12 protein-coding genes are annotated in these 17685 nt (G+C 73.3%); 4 read left to right on the top strand and 8 right to left on the bottom strand.

What is annotated here, in order from left to right:
* Positions 1–184: 184 nt before the first annotated feature.
* Both ACZ4XJ_RS07885 and pulA read left to right on the top strand, forming a co-directional pair.
* Positions 185–1903, top strand: coding sequence for a carbohydrate-binding module family 20 domain-containing protein (locus ACZ4XJ_RS07885; protein ID WP_468495634.1), 1719 nt, complete (start codon positions 185–187; stop codon positions 1901–1903).
* Positions 1904–1993: 90 nt separating this feature from the next.
* On the top strand, positions 1994–7336 hold the full coding sequence (gene pulA / locus ACZ4XJ_RS07880; protein WP_468495633.1) for a pullulanase-type alpha-1,6-glucosidase: 5343 nt from the start codon (positions 1994–1996) through the stop codon (positions 7334–7336).
* Here the strand turns inward: pulA and ACZ4XJ_RS07875 are convergent.
* From ACZ4XJ_RS07875 to ACZ4XJ_RS07845, 7 genes are all read right to left on the bottom strand, one after another.
* Positions 7323–7859: a GNAT family N-acetyltransferase gene (locus tag ACZ4XJ_RS07875; protein WP_468495632.1), complete on the bottom strand. Its 537-nt coding sequence runs from the start codon at positions 7857–7859 to the stop codon at positions 7323–7325. The two genes, pulA and ACZ4XJ_RS07875, sit on opposite strands and share 14 nt — an antisense overlap.
* 21 nt (positions 7860–7880) lie before the next feature.
* Positions 7881–8633: a TetR/AcrR family transcriptional regulator gene (locus tag ACZ4XJ_RS07870; protein WP_468495631.1), complete on the bottom strand. Its 753-nt coding sequence runs from the start codon at positions 8631–8633 to the stop codon at positions 7881–7883.
* Between the two features lie 51 nt (positions 8634–8684).
* The gene (locus ACZ4XJ_RS07865) at positions 8685–9728 is read right to left on the bottom strand and encodes a PDR/VanB family oxidoreductase (protein ID WP_468495630.1); all 1044 of its coding nucleotides are present in this window, start codon (positions 9726–9728) and stop codon (positions 8685–8687) included.
* Positions 9725–10621, bottom strand: coding sequence for a metal-dependent hydrolase (locus ACZ4XJ_RS07860; RefSeq protein ID WP_362877218.1), 897 nt, complete (start codon positions 10619–10621; stop codon positions 9725–9727). Before ACZ4XJ_RS07860 ends, ACZ4XJ_RS07865 begins: the two co-directional genes overlap by 4 nt.
* A gap of 82 nt (positions 10622–10703) precedes the next feature.
* Entirely contained in the window at positions 10704–12629 is a 1926-nt protein-coding gene (locus ACZ4XJ_RS07855; protein ID WP_468495629.1) for a hypothetical protein, read from the bottom strand.
* A 114-nt stretch (positions 12630–12743) separates the two neighbouring features.
* Positions 12744–13538: a tyrosine-protein phosphatase gene (locus ACZ4XJ_RS07850; RefSeq protein WP_468495628.1), complete on the bottom strand. Its 795-nt coding sequence runs from the start codon at positions 13536–13538 to the stop codon at positions 12744–12746.
* A gap of 79 nt (positions 13539–13617) precedes the next feature.
* On the bottom strand, positions 13618–14274 hold the full coding sequence (locus ACZ4XJ_RS07845; protein ID WP_468495627.1) for a rhomboid-like protein: 657 nt from the start codon (positions 14272–14274) through the stop codon (positions 13618–13620).
* Positions 14275–14339: 65 nt separating this feature from the next.
* Between ACZ4XJ_RS07845 and ACZ4XJ_RS07840 the strand changes: the two genes are divergently transcribed.
* Positions 14340–15386: a hypothetical protein gene (locus ACZ4XJ_RS07840; RefSeq protein ID WP_468495626.1), complete on the top strand. Its 1047-nt coding sequence runs from the start codon at positions 14340–14342 to the stop codon at positions 15384–15386.
* Positions 15387–15462: 76 nt separating this feature from the next.
* Positions 15463–16908 carry a PepSY-associated TM helix domain-containing protein gene (locus tag ACZ4XJ_RS07835; protein ID WP_468495625.1) on the top strand — a complete coding sequence of 482 codons (1446 nt, stop codon included), beginning with the start codon at positions 15463–15465 and terminating at the stop codon, positions 16906–16908.
* 178 nt (positions 16909–17086) lie between these two features.
* On the opposite strand, the gene ACZ4XJ_RS07830 is transcribed toward ACZ4XJ_RS07835, so the two are convergent.
* Positions 17087–17671 carry a winged helix-turn-helix domain-containing protein gene (locus tag ACZ4XJ_RS07830; RefSeq protein WP_362877224.1) on the bottom strand — a complete coding sequence of 195 codons (585 nt, stop codon included), beginning with the start codon at positions 17669–17671 and terminating at the stop codon, positions 17087–17089.
* Between the last annotated feature and the right edge of the window lie 14 nt (positions 17672–17685).

Raw genomic sequence — 17685 nt, 5'->3', positions numbered from 1 at the left:
GCTCATCCAACCCCCCAAACCCTCCCTGATCCGGACGAGTCGAACCCCGCGCCGGGTGGCCCGACCAGCCGTCCGCCCCACCCCCGGAAACAAATCTGCAACCTCTTGCGCAAACTCTTGCAACACTCCCTGCCTGGCTCTACGGTCGCCTGCAATCCCCACCTCTACGCCAGGAGGACCCCGCATGCCTGTCAGAGCCGCCAGAGCTGCAACCCTTTTCGCCGTCACGGCAGTTGCCGTCGCCGGGACCCTCACCGCCCAGGCGCCGCAGGCGCGGGCCGCCGCTCCCGGGGAGCGGGACGTGACCGCCGTGCTCTTCGAGTGGCGCTTCGACTCCGTCGCCAAGGCCTGCACCGACAGCCTCGGCCCGGCCGGGTACGGGTACGTCCAGGTCTCGCCGCCCCAGGAGCACGTCCAGGGCAGCCAGTGGTGGACCTCGTACCAGCCCGTCAGCTACAAGATCGCCGGACGGCTCGGCGACCGGGCCGCGTTCAAGGCCATGGTCGACACCTGTCACGCCGCCGGCGTCAAGGTCGTCGCCGACTCGGTCATCAACCACATGGCCGGCCCGGCGGACGCGGGCGCCACCCACACCGGAACCGGCGGGAGTTCGTACACGAAGTACGCCTACCCCGGCCTCTACTCCGGCGCCGACATGGACGACTGCCGGGCGACGATCTCCAACTACCAGGACCGCGGCAACGTCCAGAACTGCGAGCTGGTGCAGCTCGCCGACCTCGACACCGGGGAGGAGTACGTACGCGGCCGCATCGCCGGGTACCTCAACGACCTGCTCTCCCTCGGCGTCGACGGGTTCCGGATCGACGCCGCCAAGCACATGCCGGCCGGCGACCTGGCGAACATCAAGTCCCGGCTGACCAAACCCGGCGTGTACTGGAAGCACGAGGCCATCTTCGGGGCCGGGGAGGCCGTCTCGCCGAGCGAGTACCTCGGCAGCGGCGACGTCCAGGAGTTCCGGTACGCCCGCGACCTCAAGCGGGTCTTCCGCGATGAGAGCCTCGCCCACCTGAAGAACTTCGGCGAGGCCTGGGGCCACATGCCGTCCGCGCAGGCGGGCGCCTTCGTCGACAACCACGACACCGAGCGCGGCGGCGACACCCTCAGCCACAAGGACGGCTCCTCCTACACCCTGGCCAACGTCTTCATGCTGGCCTGGCCCTACGGCTCCCCGGACGTGCACTCCGGCTACGAGTGGTCCGACAAGGACGCCGGCCCGCCCAACGGCGGCACGGTCAACTCCTGTTACAGCGACGGCTGGAAGTGTCAGCACGCCTGGCGGGAGATCTCCTCCATGGTCGGCTTCCGCAACGCGGCCCGCGGCCAGTCCGTCACGAACTGGTGGGACGACGGCGGCGACCGGATCGCCTTCGGGCGCGGCGCGAAGGCGTACGTGGCCATCAACCACGAGGCGTCCGCGCTCACCCGCACCTTCCAGACCTCCCTCCCCGCCGGCGACTACTGCGACGTGCAGAGCGGACGGCCCGTCGCGGTGAACGGTTCCGGGCAGTTCACGGCGACCCTGGCCGCCGGCACCGCCCTCGCCCTGCACGTCAACGCCCGTACCTGCAACACGACTCCGCCCTCCGCCGGCTCCGGCGCCTCGTTCGCCGTCAACGCGACGACCGTGCCCGGGCAGAACGTGTACGTCACCGGCGACCGGCCCGAGCTCGGCAGCTGGAACCCGGCCGCCGCCCCGAAGCTCGACCCGGCGGCCTACCCCGTCTGGAAGCTCGACGCCGCCCTGCCGGCCGGTACGGCCTTCGCCTACAAGTACGTGCGCAAGGACGCCGCCGGGAACGTCACCTGGGAGAGCGGCGCCAACCGTACGGCCACCGTCCCCGCGAGCGGCAAGGTCACGCTGACCGACACCTGGCGCAACTGAGCCGTCGCCCCGCAGACCAGGGCCGCCCGGCACCCATCGGACCCGCCACCGCCGGGCGGCCCTCCACCCCGCGACCGAGGAGAACCCGCCTTGATACGCCCTGCCGCAGGAGTGCTCGCCGCCGCCCTGGCCGTGACGCTCCTGCCCGTGCTCCCGGCGACGGCCGCCGCACAGGCCCCCGCCCCGCCCCCCGACGCGAAGCTGGCCGCCGAGCCGGCCCGGCACGACCTGACCCGGGAGCAGTTCTACTTCGTCCTGCCCGACCGGTTCGCCAACGGCGACCCGCGCAACGACCGCGGCGGCCTCACCGGCACCCGGTCGCAGACCGGCCTGGACCCGACGGACAAGGGCTTCTACCAGGGCGGTGACCTCAAGGGCCTCACCGACCGGCTCGACTACATCAAGGGCCTCGGCACCACCGCCATCTGGATGGCTCCGATCTTCAAGAACCAGCCGGTCCAGGGCGAGGGCAAGGACGCCTCGGCGGGCTACCACGGCTACTGGATCACCGACTTCACGCAGGTCGACCCGCACTTCGGCACCAACGCCGACCTGGAGAAGCTGATCGACAAGGCGCACGGGAAGGGGATGAAGGTCTTCTTCGACGTCATCACCAACCACACCGCCGACGTCGTCGACTACCGCGAGGGATCCCGCTCCTACCTGTCGAAGGGCGCGTTCCCCTACCTGACCAAGGGCGGCGTCCCCTTCGACGACGCCGACTACGCGGCCGGCCGGGCCACGTTCCCGAAGACCGGCACCGCGTCCTTCCCCCGCACCCCCTTCGTCCCCGACGCGAAGAAGGACCTCAAGGTCCCCGCCTGGCTCAACGACCCCACCATGTACCACAACCGGGGCGACTCCACCTTCGCCGGCGAGTCCTCCGAGCAGGGCGACTTCTCCGGGCTCGACGACCTGTGGACCGAGCGTCCCGAGGTCGTCAGCGGCATGGAGAAGATCTACCAGAAGTGGGTCAAGGACTTCCGGATCGACGGCTTCCGCATCGACACCGTCAAGCACGTCAACACCGAGTTCTGGACCAAGTGGGCCACCGCCCTCGACGCGTACGCCGCCGAGCGCGGCCGCGACGACTTCTTCATGTTCGGCGAGGTCTACTCCGCCGACACCGCCGTCACCTCCCCGTACGTCACCCGCGGCCGGCTCGACGCCACCCTCGACTTCCCGCTCCAGGACGCCATCCGCGCCTACGCCTCCCAGGGCGCGGCCGCCGGCCGGCTGGGCTCCGTACTCGCCGACGACTACCGCTACACCACCGACAAGGCGAACGCGTACGAGCAGGTCACCTTCCTCGGCAACCACGACATGGGCCGCTTCGGGACCTTCCTGAAGCAGGACCGGCCCGGGGCGGGGGAGCAGGAGCTCCTCGACCGCTACCGGCTCGCCAACGAGCTGATGTTCCTCTCCCGCGGCAACCCGGTGGTCTACTCCGGCGACGAGCAGGGCTTCACCGGCGCGGGCGGCGACAAGGACGCCCGCCAGCCGCTGTTCGCCTCCCGCACCGCCGACTACCTGGACGACGACCAGCTGGGCACGGCCCGCACCCACGCGAGCGACGCCTACGACCCCGGGCACCCGCTGTACCGGCGGATCAGCGAACTGTCGAAGCTCACCAAGGCCCACCCGGCCCTGCGCGACGGCGTGCAGAGCGAGCGCCTCGCCGACGGGCCGGTGTACGCCTTCGCCCGGACCGACGCCCGCACCCGGACCGAGTACCTGGTCGCGGCGAACAACGCCCCCGAGGCCCGCACCGTCGAGATCGACGCCCCCGCCGGCGCCCAGTACCGCCACCTGTACGGGGGCACCGCCCTGGTCCGCGCCTCCGCGGCCGGCAAGCTCACCGTCCCGCTGCCCGCGCTCGGCTCGGTGGTCCTGCAGGCCGTGGCGCCGCTCGCGGCGCCCACCGTCAAGCCCGCGCTCACCCTGAAGGCCCCGGCGCCCGGCGCCACCGGCACCGTCGAGCTGTCCGCCGAGGTCACCGGCGGCGGCCTGAACCGGGTCGTGTTCGCCGCGCAGACCGGCACCGGGAAGTGGCAGGTCCTCGGCTCCGCCGACCACGCCCCGTACAAGGTCACCCAGCACGTCACGGCTCCGGCCGGAACGCCCCTGCGGTACAAGGCCGTCGTCATCGACGCGGCGGGACGCACCGCCGGCGCCCTCGCCGCCTCCGTCGCCGGGCAGACGCCGCCGAAGGAGACCCCGACCGCCGCCGCACGCGACTACGCGGTCGTCCACTGGAACCGCCCCGACGGCGACTACGCGAACTGGCGGCTGTACGCCTGGGGAGACATCGCCGAGGGCGAATCCACTCCGTGGCCCGAAGGGCACGCCTTCACCGGCCGCGACGCCTACGGCGCCTTCGCCCACGTCAAGCTCAAGCCCGGCGCCTCCACCGTCAACTACCTGGTCATCGACAAGGACGGCACCAAGGACGTCGCCGTCGACCGCACCATCGACGTGACGAGGACCGGCGAGATCTGGCTCGAACAGGGCAAGGAACCCGCCCGCACCGAGCCGCCCGCCCAACCGCCGCAGGACACGACCAAGGCCGTCCTGCACCACCAGCGCCCCGACGGCGCGTACGACGGCTGGGGCCTGCACGTCTGGACCGGCGCGGCGAACCCCACCGACTGGTCGAAGCCGCTGATGCCCGCCCGCTTCGACCCCTGGGGCGCGGTCTACGAGGTGCCCCTCGCGGCCGGCGCCACCAGCCTGAGCTACGTCCTGCACAAGGGCGACGAGAAGGACCTCCCCACCGACCAGTCCCTCGACCTGAAGGCCACCGGCCACGAGGTGTGGACGCTCGCCGGCCGGCAGCCGTACCTGCTGCCGCAGCCCGCCGGATCGGCCGCCGCCCTCGACCTCACCAAGGCCGAAGCCGTCTGGATCGACCGGGACACCGTCGCCTGGAAGGCGCCCCCGGCAGCCGCCTCCGTACAGCTCCTCGCCTCCCGCGAAGGCCGCATCACCGCGGAGAACGGCGTCCTGCGCGAAGCCGGCGCCGGCTGGCTGCGGTTGAACCGCTCCGAGCTCACCGCCGCCCAGAAGCAGAAGTTCCCGCACCTGGCGGCGTACCCGGCCTTCACCGTCGACCCCCGCGACCGGGACCGCGTACGGGAGGCCCCGCGCGGCCAACTCGTCGCGAGCGCCCGCACCGCGAACGGCGCCGTCCTCGCCGCCACGGGCGTCCAGCTCGCCGGCGTCCTCGACGACCTGTACGCGACGAACGCCGCCCTCGGCCCCGTCTTCAAGGACGGCCGCCCCACCCTGTCCGTGTGGGCGCCGACCGCCCAGCAGGTCGCCCTCGAACTCGACGGCCGCACCGTCCCCATGCGCCGCGACGACGCCACCGGCGTCTGGTCGGTGCGCGGCGAACGCTCCTGGACCGGCAAGCCCTACCGGTACGCCGTGACCGTGTGGGCGCCCAGCACCCGCCAGGTCGTCCGCAACCTCGTCACCGACCCCTACTCCACCGCCCTCACCGCCGACTCCACGCACAGCCTCGCCGTCGACCTCACCGACCCGAAGCTCGCCCCGCCCGGCTGGAAGGACCTGCGCAAGCCGGCGGCCGTCCCCTTCACCTCCGCCCAGATCCAGGAACTGCACGTTCGGGACTTCTCCGTCGCGGACCGCACCAGCCGCCACCCCGGCCAGTACCTGGCCTTCACCGACACCGGCTCGGCCGGCATGCGGCACCTGCGGGAACTGGCCGCCGCCGGCACCTCCTACGTCCACCTGTTGCCGGCCTTCGACATCGGCACCATCCCGGAGAAGCCCGCCGACCGCACCGAACCCGCCTGCGACCTGAAGGTGTACGCCCCCGACAGTGCGGAGCAACAGGCCTGCGTGGCGGCCGCCGCCGCGAAGGACGCGTACAACTGGGGCTACGACCCGCTGCACTACACCGTTCCCGAGGGTTCGTACGCGAGCGACCCGAACGGCACCGCCCGCACCGTCGAGTTCCGCAGGATGGTCCAGTCGCTGAACGGGGCCGGGCTGCGCACCGTGATGGACGTGGTCTACAACCACACCGTCGCCTCCGGGCAGGCCGAGACGTCCGTCCTGGACCGCATCGTCCCCGGCTACTACCAGCGGCTCCTCGCCGACGGCGGCGTCGCCACCTCCACCTGCTGCGCCAACACCGCGCCGGAGAACGCCATGATGGGCCGGCTCGTCGTGGACTCCCTGGTCACCTGGGCCAAGGAGTACAAGGTCGACGGGTTCCGCTTCGACCTGATGGGCCACCACCCCAAGGACAACGTCCTCGCCGTCCGCAAGGCCCTCGACGCCCTGACCCTCGCCAAGGACGGCGTCGACGGCAAGAAGATCGTCCTCTACGGGGAGGGATGGAACTTCGGCGAGGTCGCCGACGACGCCCGCTTCGTCCAGGCCACCCAGAAGAACATGGCGGGCACCGGCATCGCCACCTTCTCCGACCGCGCCCGCGACGCCGTCCGCGGCGGCGGACCCTTCGACGAGGACCCGCGCGTCCAGGGCTTCGCCACCGGCCTGTTCACCGCCCCCAACGCCTCACCGGCCAACGGGACCCCCGACGAACAGCGCGCCCGGCTCCTGCACTCCCAGGACCTGATCAAGGTCGGACTGTCCGGGAACCTCGCCCCGTACACCTTCACCGACACCACCGGCCGCCGCGTCAAGGGCTCCGAGGTCGACTACAACGGCTCCCCGGCCGGCTACGCGGCGGCGCCCGGCGACGCCCTCGCCTACGTCGACGCCCACGACAACGAAACCCTCGCCGACGCCCTCACCTTCAAGCTCCCGCAGGGCACCTCGCCCGCCGACCAGGCCCGTGCGCACGTCCTGGCGATGGCCACCGCCGCGCTCTCGCAGGGCCCGGCCCTCTCCCAGGCGGGCACCGACCTGCTCCGCTCGAAGTCCCTGGACCGCAACTCCTACGACAGCGGCGACTGGTTCAACGCCCTGCACTGGGACTGCCGGGACGGCAACGGCTTCGGCCGAGGCCTGCCGCCGGCGGCCGACAACCAGTCGAAGTGGACGTACGCGAAGCCCCTGCTCACCGGCCCGGCCCCCGGCTGCGCCGAGATCACCGCGACCTCGGCCGCCTACCTCGACCTGTTGCGGATCCGCACGACGGAGAGCGCCTTCGCCCTCACCACCGCGGACGCCGTCCAGTCGAAGCTGGCGTTCCCGCTCTCGGGCCCCGAGGAGACCCCCGGCGTGATCACCATGACCCTCGGGGACCTGGTGGTCGTCTTCAACGCAGCCCCCACCGCCCAACGGCAGCGCGTCCCCGCCCTCGCGGGCACCGCGTACGCCCTGCACCCCGTCCAGCGGGCGGGCGCGGACCCGGTGGTCAAGACCGCCTCGTACGACGCGACGAAGGGGGAGTTCACCACGCCGGCCCGCTCGGTCGCCGTCTTCACACGACGGTGAGCCGGTCCAGCCGCTTCTCCAGCAGGATCACCCCGTAGACCCTGCCGTCCGACGCCTCCTTGTGGGGGAACTCCCCGACCACCCGGTAGCCCGCGTTGCGGTAGTACGCGAGCAGCCGGGGGTTGGTGGAGACGCAGTCCAGCCGGACCCGGGCCAGCCCGGACCGGGCGACGCGCCGCTCGACGTGTTCGAGCATGCGGCGCCCGGTCCCAACCGGCGCGGTCCGCCGGTCCACCATCAGCCGGTGCACGTACCCCGCGACCGGCGGCTGGACCCCCCACGCCTCCTCGTCGGACCACCACAGCTCGTACGCCCCGACGATCCGCCGGTCCGGGTCCCCGGCCAGCCACACCTCGCCCTCGCGCATCTTCTTCACGAAGTGCGCGGCGTCCTTCTCACCGGGCTTCCACTGCTCGATCCCGCGCTTCTGCATCCACCGGGCGGCCTGGTCGTACAGGTCGACCAACGTGCCGACGTCCTTCTCCACGGCCCGCCGGAACAGGATCTCGTCGTCAATGATCACGCGGGCATTATCGCGCGGTGATCATCCGGCCGCGGGCACCCCGCCGCGTCCGTCACCTTCGCCGCAGCCGGCCGCCGAGCCGGCCCCGGGCACCAGCCCGACCAGCCGTGTCACGAGCTCACCGAACGGCCCGTCCGCCGGCTCGTGCACGAGGATCTGCCCCAGGATCCCCGCCATCTCCGCGTCGTACGCGGCACTGACCGCGGCCAGCGCCGCGAAGTCGTGCACCAGCTGCAACTCCAGCTCGGCGCGCGGAATGCGCCGACCGTCCAGCCAGATCAACGCCGTCGACTCGGCGAGCGACACCCAGGAGCGCACCACCAACTCCAGCCGGGCGGGCGGATCCTGCACCCCGATGTGCGAGACGATCTGCTCGTACGCCGCCTGACGCACCTCGTCGATCATCGCGTTCGCCCGACTGCTGCCGGCCGCCGGACCACCGCGCATCAACGCCGAGAAACCGGGCCCGTGATCGTCCACGAACGCGAAGTACCGGCCCATGACGCGCAGCAACCGAGCCCCGAGCGGCCCCTCGTGCGGCTCCACGAACCGCTGCGCCAACTCGTCGGCGGCCCGCCGCAGCGCGGCCTCGTACAGACTGAGCTTGCCGGGAAAGTAGTGGTAGACGAGCGGCCGCGATATCCCGGCGGCCGCCGCGATCTCATCGATCGACACGTCGTCGGGGGAGCGGTTGCTGAACAGCTCCAGGGCCACCCCGATCAGCTGCTGCCGCCGCTCCTCGACTCCCATCCTGCGCCGCACCCCGGTTGTCATGCCGACACCCTACTGCGCCCCACGGGACGGGAGTCGGGCCCCCACCGGCCGCTACAGGTCCAGGACCAGGCGGTCCGCGGCGGCGCGGGAGACGCACAGGAGCATGGAGTCCGCGCGTTCGCCGTCGGTGAGCAGCGCGTCGCGGTGGTCGATCTCCCCGGCCAACACCCGGTGTTGGCAGGTGCCGCAGAAGCCCTGCTCGCAGGAGTACGGGGTGTTCGGGAGCTCCCGGCGGACCGCCGTCAGCGTCGACTCGTCCGCCGCGACCTCCACCGTGCGCCCCGAGCGGGCCAGTTCCACCGTGAAGGGCCGCGCCGGGCCGCCCGCCGCCGGGGCGAACCGCTCCAGGCGGACCGTCGCCGGGTCCGCCACCGCGTCGGTGACGGCCCGCATCAGGGCCTCCGGGCCGCAGCAGTGGACGAGGGTGCCCGGCGCGAGCGCCGCCAGGGGGCTCAGGTCGGGTAGGCCCGTCTCGTCCTCGGGCAGGACCGTGACCCGGTCCCCGTACGCCGCGAGTTCGGGCAGGAACGGCATCGAGGCGCGGGAGCGGCCGCCGTACAGGAGCGTCCAGTCGGCGCCCGAGGTCGTCGCCGCGCGGAGCATCGGGAGGATCGGGGTGATGCCGATGCCGCCCGCGACGAAGACGTACGAGGGCGCAGGCGCGAGTTCGAACCGGTTGCGGGGCGCGCGGACCTCCAGCTCCGCGCCCTCCACCAGCTGCGCGTGCGCCTCGCGGGAGCCGCCCCGGCCGTCCTCGATCAACCGGATCGCGATCGTGTACCGGCCGACCTCGGCGGGGTCCCCGCACAGCGAGTACTGGCGGACCAGGCCCGACGGGAGGACGACGTCCACGTGCGCGCCCGGGGTCCAGGCCGGCAGCTCGGGGGACTCCAGGACCAGCCGCAGCACGCCCTGCGCCGGCTCCGTACGGGAGACGATCAGCGTGCGCAGCAGTCGGCGCGGGGAGTGGCCGGACACCGGGTTCTCCAGCGCGGGAAGCGGCCACAGCGGGGAGCGGCGGATCCGCCGGCCCAGCGCGCGCCGGGTCAGGAACGCCGCGCCGGCCACGGCGGTCACGGCCAGGGCCCGCCTCACGGCCGGACTCCGCCGTTGGCGCCGGGCGAGGTGGCCAGGTAGGCCTCCGCCTGGGCGGTGGATCCCTCCTGGGAGGGATGGTAGGTACGGGAGAGGTACGTCGGGATCGACCTGGCCATCGCCCCCGCCGAGGGCAGGACGCCCTGCTGTCCCGCCCGGAAGAACTGCCCCAGGGAAGCTCTCGCGGCCGGCAGGTGCGGGTCGTTCTCCATGAAGAAGCGGGCGCCGCGCTGCCACAGGAACACCAGGGCCGTGAAGGCCGTCGCCCAGGTTCGGGCGCGGCGGCGGTAGTTGCCGTCCACGTGCATGAACAGGTCGAAGGCCACCGAGCGGTGCTCCACCTCCTCGGCGCCGTGCCAGCGCAGCAGGTCCAGCATCGTCGGGTCGGCGCCGCGCCGGTCCAGCTCGTCGGCGTTGAGTATCCAGTCGCCCAGGAACGCCGTGTAGTGCTCGATCGCCGCGATCATCGCGACCCGCTCCATCAGCCACCACCTGCGGGCCCGCCCCGGCGGCAGGGTCCGGTCGCCGAGCAGCTTCTCGAACAGCCAGTCCACCTGCGCGGTGTACGGGGTGGGGTCCAGGCCCAGCCGCTTCAGGTGCGGGAGCACGTCGTCGTGCGCGGCGGCGTGCATGGCCTCCTGCCCGATGAAGCCGATGACGTCCGCCCGCAGCCGCTCGTCCGTGATGTGCGGGAGGACCTGCTTGTAGACGTGGACGAACCAGCGCTCGCCGGCGGGCAGCAGCAGGTGCAGCACGTTGATGGTGTGCCCGGCGAACGGATCGCCGGGCAGCCAGTGCAGTGGGGTGTCCTGCCAGGAGAAGGAGACGTTCCGCGGTTGGAGGTCCGTCTGTTCCGACGCCACGGGGGCGGGCACGAGCGGCGTATTAGACATGGCGTCAATGTACTGACGGGTACCGGAGAGGAAAACCCCTCCGGCACGCCAATCTGCCACCGTCCCACCGGGACGACGCGGCCTACCGCAGCACCCCGGCCTTCGTACCGTCCGTCAGCTTGCCCGAAAGATCGACCTGCGCGCCCTCCGGAGCCTTCACGGCCAACCGGTTGCCCGTCGCCGAACCGCTGACCCCGCCCGACACCGACAACGAGGCGAACTGCGCGCTGCCCGCCGCCAGTACGTACCAACTCCCCGCCCGGGACTTCCACAGCACCCCGGCCAACACCCGCGGCTCCCGCGGCCCGCACGCCGCCGTCCCCTCCGCCTTCGCCGCCTGGGCCGCCAGCGCCGCACCCGGGGCCAGGAACTGCGCCTGCACCCGGTCCGACCCGCCCTGCCAGGTCTCGGCCCGCGTGCACAGCCAGGTCGCCGTCCCGTCGTTCTCCGGCAGCGGTTGCTTCGCGTACGTCCAGGCGTTGACGCCGCGTACCCCGTGCGAGCGGACCGAGGGCAGCAGACAGGCGATCTTCGACCACTCGCCCAGCTCGGCCGCCTCCGACACGTCCCGCGCGGCGCCCGGCGCCCCCGACGTCAGCCGGGCCGGCGTCAGCTCGCCCAGGTCCGTGACCAGCCGGGTCGCCCCGTCACCGGTCAGCGCCATGGCGTTCCAGCTGCCGCAACTGCCGCCCGGGGCGGGACTCGCCACCGGCGGAGTGATCCCCTCCGGCGTCAGCTTCAGCGCCACCGGCGCCTCGGCGGGCTTGAGGAGGTCCCGCAGGGCGGCGCCGGTCACCCACGGGGCCGTCAGGTAGCGGACGTTGCCGTCGACCCGGCTGAGCACGAGCCCCGTCGCGGTGTCCGCCGACGCCCCGTCGGTCCGGGCGAAGTCGAGGGCGGCCCCCGCGGTCCCGGCGCGCGGCTCCGCGTACCGGACCACCCGCAGCCCGTCGTACAGCAGCACCACCACCGCCTGGTCGACGGCCCCCGCGAACAACAACTGCGGCGGCCCCATCGGCGGGCCCGACGGGGTCCCCGGCGTCGCCGACACCACGACCCCCTTCCCCGGCCGCGCCCATACGGCCAACGCCCGACGCAGCAGCTCCACGTCGTCGGCGCGGTCGCCGCGCGCCGGCCACGTCGAGTAGTCCGTACGGGAGGACGTACGCCACAGCGCCGTCGAAGCCCGCACCAACTGCCTCGGATCCAAAGCCTGTTCGGCGGCCGCGTTCAACGCGTACGGCGGAGCGGCCGGCCCGTCGGAACCCCACCCACCGCCGGGCAACGCCAGCAGCGCCCCGCACACCGCCAGAGCCGCGGCCGCCGCCAACCCGGCCCGGGTGAACCGCCGGCGGCGCAACAGATCGGTGGGCCGGGCCTGGAGCACGCAAGGATCGAACTCCGGCGAAGCGAACAGGGCGTCGTGCGCGGGATCCCCGGACTCCGCGACCGCCGCCGCCGGATCGGCGACCCCGGCCTCGGTGAGCACCCGGAGCACGTCCGGCTCCGCCAGCCCCTCCACCGCCCGCAGGACACAGGCCGCCCGACCGGGCCCGTTCAACCCGGCCAGCCACTGGTCCAGTGCCAGCTCCTCCGCCCCGCCCGACCTCGGGAACAGCCGCAGCCCCCACACCTGGGGGAGCAGCGTCGGCAACTGCCCGCGCAGCGGGAGCGCCCGGAAGCTCAGCGGGATCCCCGCCTCCAGCGCGGAGCGCAGCACCCGCAACCGGACGTACGCGTAGCCCGACTCGGGCCCGTCCGCCCCGTCGCGCTGCGCCGGGACCCCGCCGCGCACCAGGGCGGCGTCGGCCCCTGCGGCCCGCCGACCGCGCGGCAGGGCGCGCTGGGTCAGCGAATGGGCGGTCAGGACCCGCCGATTGCGGCCGAGGGCGGGCGGCAGCACCAGATAGGCGAGCCGCACCAGCCGCGGGTAGTGCTCGACGATGGCGGCCTCGGCCTGCTCGACGTCGGGAGGCAGGGGGCGGGTGGCGGTATCCGGCGCAGTCACGTTCAGCAGAACGAGCGATTCGTCGGATGGTCACCCGTCCCCAGCGCACACGTTCGGACGAACCGGGCCCCGGGCGCGCTCTCCGCCCCCGGGTCGTCGGGGACGCGGCAGGGGTCAGGCGATGAGCTTGGTCCGCAGCGCCTCGATGGTCTCCTCGGACACGCCCAGGCCCTCGCGCACGTACTTCTCGATCGACCCGTAGCGCGTGCGGACCTCGTCGAGGCCCGCCTCCAGGTAGGACGGGAACACCCCGATCAGGGCGAGCGCGATGTCCGGGTCCCCGCCCGCCGCCGTGAAGCCCTCGATCATGGGGGCGAAGGCCACCTTGACCGCCGGGTTCACCGACAGGTACTCCGTCATGAGGGTCTCGTCGTCGGCGCCGAGCAGCGCCAGGATCAGCGTCGCGCCCCACCCCGTACGGTCCTTGCCCGCCGTGCAGTGGAAGAGCAGCGGACCCGACTCCGGGTCGGCGGCCTCGACGAGCAGCGTGCGGTAGGCGGCCTGCGCGGACCCGGAGCTGACGAACGACCGGTAGACCGAGCCGAAGAGTTCCTGCGCCCTGCCGCCGCCCAGGTGCTCCTCGGCCACCACCGGATCGGCGAGCAGGTCCTTCAGCTGCGTCGCGGCGGGCATCCTGCCGTCGTTCATCTTGTCGGCCAACACGTCGCGCACCACCAGCCGGGCGCCCTGCGGCAGCCGGTCGGGGTGATCGGCGCGCTCTGAGTCGCTGCGGAAGTCGATGACCGTACGCAGTCCCAGCGCGGCCACCACCGGGTCCGCGGCCGGGTCGAGCCGGTCGAGGGAGCCCGAGCGCAGCACGAGTCCGGGCCGGACGGTCCGCCCGCCGGCGAGCGGGGTGCCACCCAGATCGCGGAGGTTGGCGACGGTGGTGGAGGGCGTGGCGGTCATCGTGGCGTCTCCAGCGGTATGCGCGAGGGTCGGATTACTCGTGTCATTCGGATTATTCAGATCATTCGTATCATTCGGGTCAGGCAAGAGCGGTATGCCGACGAGCCGGTCCCACATGCCGGGCGAGGGCCGGCCGGTCCGGAATCAGCCGGTCCGGAACCAGTCGGTCCAGAGCCAGGGAGAGTCCGATCCCCACGCCCAGCGCCGCGAGGTGCCCGGCGTCGGTGAAGGTCCGCTCCCGACGCAGGACCGGCTGCGCCGCGAGCGCCAGCAGGCCCACCCGGGCCGCGTTCCGTACGGTCCCGGGCGGCAGGGCCGAGGTCAGGGCGCCGAGCACGGCGTTGAACCCGTAGCTCGTGCCCACGTCCAACGCGCTCCGGGTCCGGCGGTCGGTGGTGCGCCGCAGCGCGCCGTAGACGAGCAGGGTCGCGGAGGCGTGCCCGAAGAGGAACACGGCCACCGTCCACCAGGCCCCGTACGCGTACTCGGCGTACCCGAGCACCGCCACCAGCAGCAACGCGTAGGGCAGCGGCATCGGTTCCTCGACGACGAAGGCACTGCTCAGCAGGGTTTCCCAGCGGCCGGCCGAAAGGTTGTCCACGTTCGTCGAACAACCCAGCAGCACCCGGTCGCGGCGTTCCGGACCCAGCCGGTCCAGGGCGTGAGCGCCGAGCTGCACCCCTGCGGCGTACACCGCGCCGAAGGGCAACGACCATGACCATGGCAATGGATTCACCCGCCCATGATCGGACACCGCCCTGTCGACGGCACCACCGGGCCTCGTGCGAATATGACCGGAACATGTCCGGGACCCCCGCGCCGCTGCGCGTCGTACGGGCCGCGATGTTCGCGGCCGTGTGCGTGGCACTGGGTGCGCTGGGGCATTCGTACATGTCCGGGATGAATGTCCCCCTCGGTACGCTGACGGCCGCCTTCGCCGTGACGGGCGCGCTCGCCTGGCTCGCGGCCGGCCGGCGCCGCGGCCCCACCGGGATCGGCGCCGCACTGCTCGGCGTACAGGCTGCGCTCCACCTCACCTTCTCGGCGGCCCAGGCCCACGCGTCCCCGCCCGCCGCGACCCCGCCGTCGCCCCTCGACCACGACCCCGCGCACGCGGTGCCGGCAGGAGCCGGCGAGGTCGGGTCGGCGGCCGGTCCGGCCGGGGGAGCGGGGCACGGCGTACCGGGTGCGGGCCACGGCGTACCGAGTACGGCGCATGACATGGCGGGCATGGCACATGACATGCCCGCCCCGGCCGACGGCTCGGCCGGCACGGCCGGCCTGACCCACGACACGGCCCCGTCCGGCCGGACGGACGAGATGACCGGGGCCGGCATCCACGACGGCATGATCGGCATGCCCGACGGCCTGAACGGCACGAACGGCGTGACCGACGGCCTGAACGGCATGCCCGACGGCCTGGCCGCGCTGCCCGCCCCGCCCGACGCCCTGCCCGGTATGACCGCCGTGGCCGACGGCGTGCACGCCCTGCCCGGCCTGCATGACATGACCGCCATGGCCGCCCACGGCGGCCTCGGCATGATCGCCGCGCACGTCCTCGCCGGGCTCTTCTGCGCCGCCTGGCTGGCCCGCGGCGAAGCCGCCGTGTTCCGGCTGGTCGGCGTCCTCGGCGCGAGCGCGCTACTGGCCGCCCGCCCGCTCGCCCGCGCCCTCGCGCTGCTCCGCACCCGGGTGGCCCCCGTACCGCGCCCGCCCGCGCACCGCGCCCCCTGCGACCGACCGCGCCGACTGCGCGGCGCCGTCCACGCCCACACCGCGGTACGTCGCGGGCCGCCCGGCCGGTGGATCGCCCGCGCCACGGCCCCCGGCCGTCCTGCCCGCGCCTGACCGGCGCACCTCCTCGGCGAGGGGGGGGCGAGACCTGGGGCCGCCCACCCATGCCTTCGCCAACCTGAGGACCGACATGTCTCTCGACGTGCTTCCGGACGCCCCCACCGGGGACCCCGCCGCACCACCGAAGCGCACCGGCGGCACCTGGGCCGCCCTGCGCCCGCTGCTCCTGCGCCTCCACTTCTACGCGGGGCTGCTCATCGCCCCGATCCTGTTCCTCGCCGCCACCACCGGCCTGCTGTACGCCGGTTCCTGGCAGGCCGAGAAGGTCCTCTACTCCGACGAACTGACCGTCGCCCGGGTCGGCGGGAGCGCCCTGCCGCTCAGCGCCCAGGTCGGGGCCGCCCGCGCCGCCGCGCCCGAGGGCGAGGTGCTCGGGGTGTGGCCCGCGCCCGAGGAGGAGGCGACCACCCGGGTGATCATGGAGAGCCCGGGCCTCGGTGAGGGCGAGACCCTCACCGTGTTCGTCGACCCGTACACCGCCGACGTGCGCGGACAGCTCGCCACCGCCGGTGACGCGCTGCCGCTTCGGGCCTGGCTCAGCGAGTTCCACTCCAGCCTCCAGCTCGGCGAGTTCGGCCGGAACTACAGCGAACTGGCCGCCAGTTGGCTGTGGGTCGTCGCCCTCGGCGGGCTCGCCCTGTGGATCGGTCGTCGCCGCTCCCGCAAGGCCCACCTCGTGCTCCCCGACCGCGGGGCCACCGGCCGCCGCCGGACCCTGTCCTGGCACGGCACCGTCGGCCTGTGGGCCGTCGTCGGACTCGTCGTCCTCTCCGCCACCGGCCTGACCTGGTCCCGCTACGCCGGCGAGAACATCGGGCAGCTCCAGGACCGCCTCGGCGGAGCCACTCCCTCCGTCGCCGCCGCCCTGAACGGCGCGGCGGGCGGCGCCGACGAACACGCCGGGCACGTGATGACGGAGGGCATGGAGATGCCCCCGCCGCCGCCCACCGCCGACATCGGCATCGACCGCGCGGTGGACGCCGCCCGGGCCGTCGGGGTGGACGCGAGCCTGCGCGTCACCCTCCCCGCCCAGGGCAAGGGCTACGTCGTCAAGGAGACCGACAAGCAGTTCCCGGTGCACCTGGACGCGGTCGCGGTGGACCCCGCCGACGGTCGGATCATGGACGAACTCCGTTTCGCCGACCACCCGTTGCTCGCCCAGCTGACGCGCTTCGGCATCGACCTCCACATGGGCCTGACCTTCGGGCTCGCCAACCAGCTCGCCCTGGCCGCGCTGGCCGTCGCCGTGATGTTCCTCGTCGTGTGGGGCTACCGGATGTGGTGGATGCGTCGCCCCACCAAGGAGCGCAAGCTGTCGGTGGGACGTCCGCAGCCGCGCGGTGCCTGGCGGAAGCTGCCGGTGACCCTGCTGCTGCCGTTGGCCGCCGTGACCGCGCTCGTCGGCTGGTTCGTCCCGATGCTGGGCATCAGCCTGCTCGTCTTCCTCGCGGGTGACGTGCTCCTCGGCCTCGTGGCCGCCCGCCGCCGGGCGACGACACCTGAGCCGCAGGTCTAGTACGCGACCGCGCACGCGGCCGGGCCCGCACTCCCCCCGGAGAGTGCGGGCCCACCGTCGTTCCGGAGCGCCGGCCGGGGGCCGGCAGGCCGCGACCGTACGGGCGCGGGCGCGGGTCACGGCCGTACGGGCGCGGGCGCGGGTCACGGCCGGTCGCCGCCGCCGGTCGACACACCGCTCAGGGCGCGTACTTGTAGCCCACCCGGCGGACCGTCTGGATCGTCCCGCGGTGTGCCGCGCCCAGCTTGCGGCGCAGTCGGGCGATGTGGACGTCGACCGTCCGGCCGTCGCCGACGTGCCCGTAACCCCACACCGTCGTGACCAGCTGGTCCCGGCTGTGCACCCGGTGGGGGTGTGCCACGAGGTGGGCGAGCAGCTCGAACTCCAGGTAGGTCAGGTCCAGGACCTGACCGTCCACCTCGGCGGTGCGCTGCGCGGAGTCGATCCGTACGAGTTCGTCCCCGGTGGTCGTCGGGGCCGCGGCGGAGGGGAGCGGGACGGACCGCGGGGCGAAGGCGATCGGCGGCTGCTGGTCGGCCGGTACGAGCACCAGGTAGCCGACCATCGGGGGGTTGCCGGGCAGCGTCGGCAGGGTGTGCTGGGGCGCGGGCAGCCAAGTGGCGCCGGGCGGGAGCAGGTCCACGACGCGGGCCACCTCGTCCCGGTCGACGGCTCGCAGCCGGTGGCGGGGACTGGGCGGGAACGTCAGGGGAGCGGAGGTCGCGGCGGAGGTGCCGGAGACGAGGGAACGGGTGTTGGTCATGAGTGGTCAGCTCT

This window comes from Streptomyces sp. NPDC029836 (genome assembly GCF_055574495.1).
This window is presented reverse-complemented; position numbering and strand designations above follow the sequence as displayed.